The 6813-nt window shown below is 67.3% G+C and carries 4 protein-coding genes and 1 pseudogene; 2 read left to right on the forward strand and 3 right to left on the reverse strand.

Features of this window, described 5'->3' with window-relative positions; translation table 11 throughout:
• Nucleotides 1-235 precede the first annotated feature (235 nt).
• On the reverse strand, nucleotides 236-2398 hold the full coding sequence (locus GA0070215_RS27605) for an N-6 DNA methylase (RefSeq protein WP_091051749.1): 2163 nt from the start codon (nucleotides 2396-2398) through the stop codon (nucleotides 236-238).
• Nucleotides 2399-3460: 1062 nt separating this feature from the next.
• On the opposite strand from GA0070215_RS27605, the gene GA0070215_RS27615 reads away from it, so the two are divergent.
• Complete coding sequence (locus tag GA0070215_RS27615; protein WP_091051756.1) at nucleotides 3461-3898, forward strand: hypothetical protein; 438 nt, start codon at nucleotides 3461-3463, stop codon at nucleotides 3896-3898.
• Between the two features lie 869 nt (nucleotides 3899-4767).
• Here GA0070215_RS27615 and GA0070215_RS27620 read toward each other — a convergent pair.
• The gene (locus GA0070215_RS27620; RefSeq protein ID WP_091051759.1) at nucleotides 4768-5343 is read right to left on the reverse strand and encodes a hypothetical protein; all 576 of its coding nucleotides are present in this window, start codon (nucleotides 5341-5343) and stop codon (nucleotides 4768-4770) included.
• An 831-nt stretch (nucleotides 5344-6174) separates the two neighbouring features.
• On the opposite strand from GA0070215_RS27620, the gene GA0070215_RS27625 reads away from it, so the two are divergent.
• Nucleotides 6175-6516: a hypothetical protein gene (locus tag GA0070215_RS27625; protein ID WP_091051762.1), complete on the forward strand. Its 342-nt coding sequence runs from the start codon at nucleotides 6175-6177 to the stop codon at nucleotides 6514-6516.
• Here GA0070215_RS27625 and GA0070215_RS27630 read toward each other — a convergent pair.
• A pseudogene (locus GA0070215_RS27630) lies at nucleotides 6509-6813 on the reverse strand (IS701 family transposase); the annotation flags it as partial. The gene GA0070215_RS27625 and the pseudogene GA0070215_RS27630 overlap by 8 nt on opposite strands.

Raw genomic sequence — 6813 nt, forward strand, 5'->3', positions numbered from 1 at the left:
GGATACCGGCCACGTCGAGCTGGTCCTCGCGGCCGAACGAGTACAACACCCGGGTCTTGGACGCCTTCGCGGCCGGGTCCCACTCGTTGTGGGCCAACTGCAGGTAGCGGATCGTCTGCCCGTCACGGGTCTTGCGTGTCGACGCCTTCACGTACACGAGGCACGACCGTACACCGACTATGAAACCACGCATAGATCAGCAGCTCATGGAAGTTATCCACAGGCAGGCGTGTCACTAGGCGTTTTCGCCGTTCCCGCCAGGCTGCAACGCCCTGACCTGCACCTTCACACCGCGACGCCGACTATATCGACGCTGAGCTGCGGAACGCAGGATTAGATGCTGGCCGAAGACCGGCTCGGCAGCGCGTACGGCATCTAGGCGGCGCTGCAGCGAGGCCGCGTGATCGTCGAGCGCGGCGAGCGCGGCGAGAATGTCCCGCTGCGCGGCGAGGGGCGGCAGCGGCATCACAAGTTCACCGAGGACGCCTTTGCTGATCGAGGTGGTGACCGACCGGACAGATCGCTCGCGGATGCGGGCCAGCACGGCGGGCTGCAACAGGAATGCCAGCAAGTAGGCCGGATCCAGTGCATCCAAGTCGATGACACACAGCCGGAGCAGGTTGGTGTGCGGCAGCCAGCCGGACTCGGCGTCGCCGACCATCGCGGCCTGACCCATGGCGCCGGTGCGCACCCAGAGCACGTCGCCGGTGCGCAGCCGGTATTTCTCCAGCGACCCGGCCTCGGCCAAAGGGGCGTCGGCCGCTTCGACGACCCCGCTGCGCAGATGCCGCGGGTGCACGACCGGCACGATCACCCCCGCGGTTCCGGCGCGGGCGACCGCTGCGGTCAACGACCGGTGCGGCACCCCGCTGCGGACATCGCAAAGTTCGTTCAGCGGGCGACCGGGCCAGCCGCTGCCGGTCGTGTATGAAGGTAGGCCGACCTTGGTCGCCAGCGCCTCCAGTTCCGCGCGCGCCACGTCCGCCGGCGACCGCGTGAACATACGGTCCTGGTACTCCGGCGGATGTAGCGAGTACCCTCGCGCCTGGATTTCCTCGGGGGTCGCCAGGACGCTGCATTCGGCCTGGTCCTCTGCCGTTACTGCGGCGACGATGCCCGCGACGTCTGTCGCGTCGAACTCGACGTGCAGGCCCCTCGCCCGGCCACGATGGCGGGCGTCGACGAACCGCACTGCAGCGGGTCGTCCAGTGGGCCGCCGCAGTAGCCAGATGCACACACCGACCCTGGTGTTCGAGAACAACCGCGCCGGTAGCGCCACGACGGCGATGAGCGCACCTTGATCCACCAGCTCTCGGCGCATCGTCGCCTTGCCGGCGAAACCAGCGCTGTACGGCATGAGGACGACGGCCCGTCCGTTCTCAGCAAGCGAGTCGACGCAGTGCCTCAGCCATGTGTCTTCGACGTGCTTGCCGAACGGCGGGTTGGTCAGTACGAAGGTTGCTCCGACGGGCGTCGGCGCCGGTGTCACGGCGAGTTCGGCTGGCGTCCCGGACGCCACTAACCACATACCGGCCAGCCGGAGCTCGGCCGCGTCGGGATGCTCCGCGCGAACCCGCACTGCGGCCAGGTTGCCGCCAACCATCGCGGCCGGGTCGCCGGCGGTACGGATGAACTCGGCCGGGAGTTCACCGAAGCGGGCGAACGGGTCGTAGATCAAGGCGTCGCCGCCGACCGGGGTGCCGGCCAGGAGCGCGACCATGATCCGGGCGACGCCTCGGGGTGTCGAGATGACGTCGCCGTCAATGCTCACCTGCCGCAGATATGCGGCGCGGAGCCGAGCGAAGTCGGCGGGGCCGAGGCCCGCAACGAGTGCGATGACCTTGCGGACCGGCTCGAACGAACGGGGCCGCAGCCTGGTCGATGGTGCCTCCGAGGTACTGAGCACGTCCGGAGCGGCCAGTGACTCGTCGGCCAGCGCCACGACACGGCGCAGCAGCCGCCAGGCCATGCCCGGGTCGCCGTCCGGCGGCACGCTGCGTGTCAGTCGTGACCAGCGATCGTGGTCGTACAAGCGCAAATACGTCAGGCAGAGCAGCAGGTAAAGATACTCGGCCCGGACTGCGTTGCCGCCGAACTCGGTGCCCAGCGCCGCAAGTTCGTGGACCCGATCTCGAGCGGGTTCTTCGGCGGCCCGGAGCCGGCGCCTCACCCGGTCACCGTAGGTGACGCCGGCAGCCTCGTCCGATCCCCGGCGATTGGCGGGTACAGGCCGCGTGTCAAGCCAGGCGATGACGTCGGCGAGCCGTAGGTCACCGCCGGCGTCGACAGGCTTCGGGAACTCGGTGTGCCTGGTGCGCCACTGCGTGACCGCCGCTCGTGCGACGCCAGCGAGTTGCGCGAGCCGGGCCTGGGAAACCGTAGCGGTAGAATCACTCACGGGGACGAAGCTACGGACGCTCTCCCGCCGCGTCGATTGTGCACTCGCGAGTGCACCCAATTCTGTTAACAAATGGGTCAGGTGGCCACCGGCTGACTTGGCCAGTGAGGGCTGGCTGGCGGGTTAGCTACTCAGAGTAGCGGGCGAGACTGGTGTCACCGGCTACGACAAGCGCATCAACGGCGCGCTGCCAGTCGCTCGACAGGCCCACGTCCTCGGCGGCTGTCCTGATCTCGAAGAGCCAGTTGGCAAGGCTAAAGCAGCGGCTTGCAGCAGCCGCAGGATCTGCGAGCACTGCTCGCAGATCCTGCGGAACGCCGAGGCTGGCCTGTTCGGCCGAGGGGAGCGCTGACGCAACGAATCGGACGAGGGCGTCCACGCAGGTCGGTCTTCCGCCCGCGATATTGAGCCAACGGTCGACCATGGCCTGCCAAGCGACCGGGCCCCACCAGATGACGGGTTTGCCGGTGGCCTCGATGCGTTGTCGTACGCGGCGCGGTGGGGCCGGTACCGGATGAGCGTCAACTCAGCCCACATCGTCGCGCACCAACAGCTGCTACTGGACCTGATCCGGCAATTGGCCGGCACTCCAGCGCCGGACAACGACTGACGTCGTGCATAAGCGCTGCCTCGTTCGGCTGGTCCTGGGCTGGCCGCCGGCCGGGCCTGCCGAGCGCCCGCCGCCTCGGCGAAGCGCCGGCCAACAGCGGTGTAGGAGCTTCGGCTCCTGCACCGCCCAGCCGTTCATCGACCACCCCACTTGAACCCGATCTTCTTGCCGGACCCGTGGCCCGGCTTGACCTCCACGACCTCGCCCTCGGCCAGCCTCCGCTCACTGTTGTCACGGAAGATGGCGGCTTGGCTCCTTCATGTCCGCCCTTGGCGGCATCGATCAGTATGATGGGTTCGGAGACCCCTTTTTGGGGCGGCCTGACGGGGCGAGGAGTTTGATCAACGGTGCCTGCAAGTCGACGTCGCACCGGCCACCCTGCCGGACCTAAATGCCCGGACTGTGGCAAGCGCCCGTCGGGCGGTACGCTCGTCCATGAACCTACTTGCCCCATGGCGACGTCGTTGGATGCGCTCATGGTTGCGGATGCGACCTGGTTCGAGCAGCGGCCTGATGCCGAACATCGGTGCCGGTGGATTACGGCGGCGGAACGGATGGAGTTGCCGGTGGCGGCAGGCAAATCGCTGTCACCAAAGAGCGTCATCCACGTGACGCAGATCGAGCCCGGCGTGCGGCGTCGGGAGGTATATATGCCCAGCGACGAGCTCGTGCCGGCCGGGTTGGTTGGGCTGTTCGGCCACCGAGCCTCGTTTGCGCTCGCCGAGCGGAACCACGGACCGATCCCGGCAACACACACTGGCGAACTTGCCGGGGGTCTGGAAGCGCGGTTGTTCAGGTTGCCTGATGGTTTGGAGCCCGACGGTTTCGTGGAATTCGACGGCATAGTCGTTCTTCGGCCCGGCGATGCGCTGCCCGTGCCCTTCCGCTGATCCTGTCCGGCAGCAGCCTCGAGGACAGTCTCGCCTTCATGGCGACGGGGGTGTCAGCCCTGCCGGCGCTCGCTTCGGCGACAGCTCAACGCGAAGGAGGGGGATTTGAATCCACGACCTCCTACTCGCGAACTTCATCGAGCCTTGTCATCTGTTGTCAACCCCTGACCCCCTTTTACCGATAGTGGCGGTCCCGAACTTGTCACTGATCCTCAGAACTGGTCATTGAGCTGCGCAAACGCCAGGAGCTGCTCACCGAACGTCGGTGTTACAAGCTTGTCATCAATCATCAACGACCATCACTGACCTGCACAGACGCCCTCGCCGACCTATCAACGTCAGTCACAGATGGTCGACCCTTAACAGGGGTTTTCGGGGGGTAAACGGGGGCCACCGTTGACCGTTGCCGGTACGTTCGCGGCCCACCAGCCGGCCGCCATATCCGGTCAACCCGTCACCGTCCTGAACCCAACGGGGGACGCGGACTACATGTCAGGGTGCCACTGCGTCCCGCTCCCCCTGCGAAAGTCAGCAGGCACAACACGACATGCATCGACGACCATGTGAGGTCTTAGATCCACCGGTCGGGCGTACCGTGGCGGCGCTCTTCGCCGCTGCGGTAGGCGGCTCCCGCCGCCGCGCACCCCGCGCCGGAAACGCCCGGCGCGGGGGGCGCGGTCGGTGACCTGCGGGCCGGGCCGGCTCCACCTACACGCGACCGTGGCCAGCAGCCCGGACGGCGACCTCGCTGACGTGCTCAGTCCGCCGATTCCTCCGTCAGCACGCGTCTGTGTTCGGCCTGTGGAAAACGCGGCACCCTGTGGATAACTCCCTGATCAAGGACTCGCGTGATATCGATCCGCCCGGATCTACCGCCGAACGCGCCGCACGATCGAGGGCGGCTGCGGCGAGTCCACCAGCAGCGAGGAGTACGAACGGTTCCAGGTGCGAGTGCCGCCCGCCCCCTCGTGGCACTCGAAGTCCAAGCGCAGGTTAACCGGCGACGACGCGTTCCACTCCAGCTCCAGAACCACGGTGTGCGCGGCTCCAGGTGCAAGATTGGTGAGCATGATCGACGGCCTGACGTTGGCCCCGTGGCCGCCGACACGCCGGACGAAGCCGCGCACGTCCGGCTGTCCGGCCGCGCTGATGATGACAGTGTCCAGGTACGTCCCCGCGAGCAGCTTGATCGGGATCTCCGCGAAGCGCTCACCGCTGACCTGGTCCACGCCCTGGTCGACCTGGAACCGAGGGCCTTCGGCCTCGTCTCGCGCCCTCTGCTCGCTCTGATACTGCTGACGCGCGAGCGCTAGTTGCTCCTCGGCCGCCCGCGCCTGCCGCTCCGCCGCGGCGGCCGACTCCTTCGCGCGGGCCGCTTGCTCTCGGGCGCTCTTGGCCTGGCTCCCCGCGCTGACGGCCTGCCAGACCGCAATCCCGGCAGCCACGGCCGCAGCTCCTGATCTTCACCTGGCTGGCCTGTACGTCGTCTAGCCGCTTCTCGATATACCGGCCGACCACGAGGAGCGGCGCAAACAGTAGAAGCGTGGTGCCGACGTTCACCAGTGCACCGGAGAGCCAACCGCCGCTGCGGGCCAGCCACGACCAGACGAGCAGTCCGGCGCCAGCGAGCAGCAGCACAACCGTGAGGTTCCAGCGGTTGCGGGTAAACGGGCGCATGCGGCTGCTTCCTCGGGCCAGGCGGTTAGCGTGGTCTGGCGGTAGCCGGGCGTAGCGAGTATCTGTGCAACGGGCTGCGGACGCGACGGTCATTCACCTTCTTGCCTGGTAGGGTTACGGTCTGTGTTTGATGGACCCGACTACGAATTGGCCTGGCCACGGGATCTCTTCGTGGCCGAGGCGTCGGCCCTGGTGGCTACCAGCCGCAACGCAGACGGAAGCCGCGTGGAGTGGCTGCTCGAGGAAGCATTTACCAGTTCAACGCCCATCGAGGACTTCAAAGCTGCCCCGACCCGCGCCGTTGGCCCCTTCGGGGACGACGATCCTTGGGCTACAGCCTCCCCTGCAGGCAGCACGAAGGCTTCGGGTGCCACACAGCCTGTGGTTATTCAATCCGATTTCCTGTCCGAGCTGATCAAACGGGCCGATGTGCTACGCGAGGCGACAGCTCCGCGGCCATACTGGCCGGAGCGAACACCGACAGGCACCAACGCCTCGCGACCGCCACTGAGCAGGGAAAAAACCAAGCGCCGCTTCGTCAGCCTGGTCGCCGAATTGACCCGGAATGGATACCTGGAGAGGGTTTCCCAGGCGAGTGCGTGGACCTGCCGACTGATGTCGACGTCGATGAGTCGGCCAAGCTGCAGGAACTGCTCGGCATACCGGATCTTTGGCCGCTACAGCCGGCGCAGTGGGACGACGACGTGTTCTACGGGGTCATCGAGGTCTTCCACGACCTCGTTGCCCGCCCCCGCGAGCGCTGGTGGCACAACTGGAACAACTGCGGCTGGCACTACAGCGGCTTCGCGGTCACGCCGGCCAGGGCTCTCTACCGGTGGCGGGTCAACAAGATCCTTGCCGACGCGCACATCGCACTCCGGCTTGCCGGGGAAGGCGAGGACGCCGGCCGCCTAGTACGGCAGCCGCCATTTGCTAGGTGAGCAGGGCGTATTCGCGGTTGAGGCGGGTGCGTTGGTGGTGCCAGCGGGCGCGGGCCTGGTGTCGGCGTCGCCAGGTGAGCCAGTCGATGGCGTGTCCTGGTGGTGGTGGGTGGTGCAGGGCGTCGGCGAGGAGTCGTCCGACCTCGGGCACGGTGAGCGGGATCAGTCCGGGATCGGCCGGTGGTGGCTGGTCGGGTGTGGTCGGTGGGGGTGCCTGGCTGTCGGTACGTTCCCGTAGCGCGGCGGCGGTGACCGTGCAGACCGCGAGGGCGGCCATGACCAGCACGGTGTGCCGGG

The sequence above is a fragment of the Micromonospora marina genome, assembly GCF_900091565.1.
In the GTDB taxonomy this organism is placed as follows: Bacteria; Actinomycetota; Actinomycetes; order Mycobacteriales; family Micromonosporaceae; genus Micromonospora; species Micromonospora marina.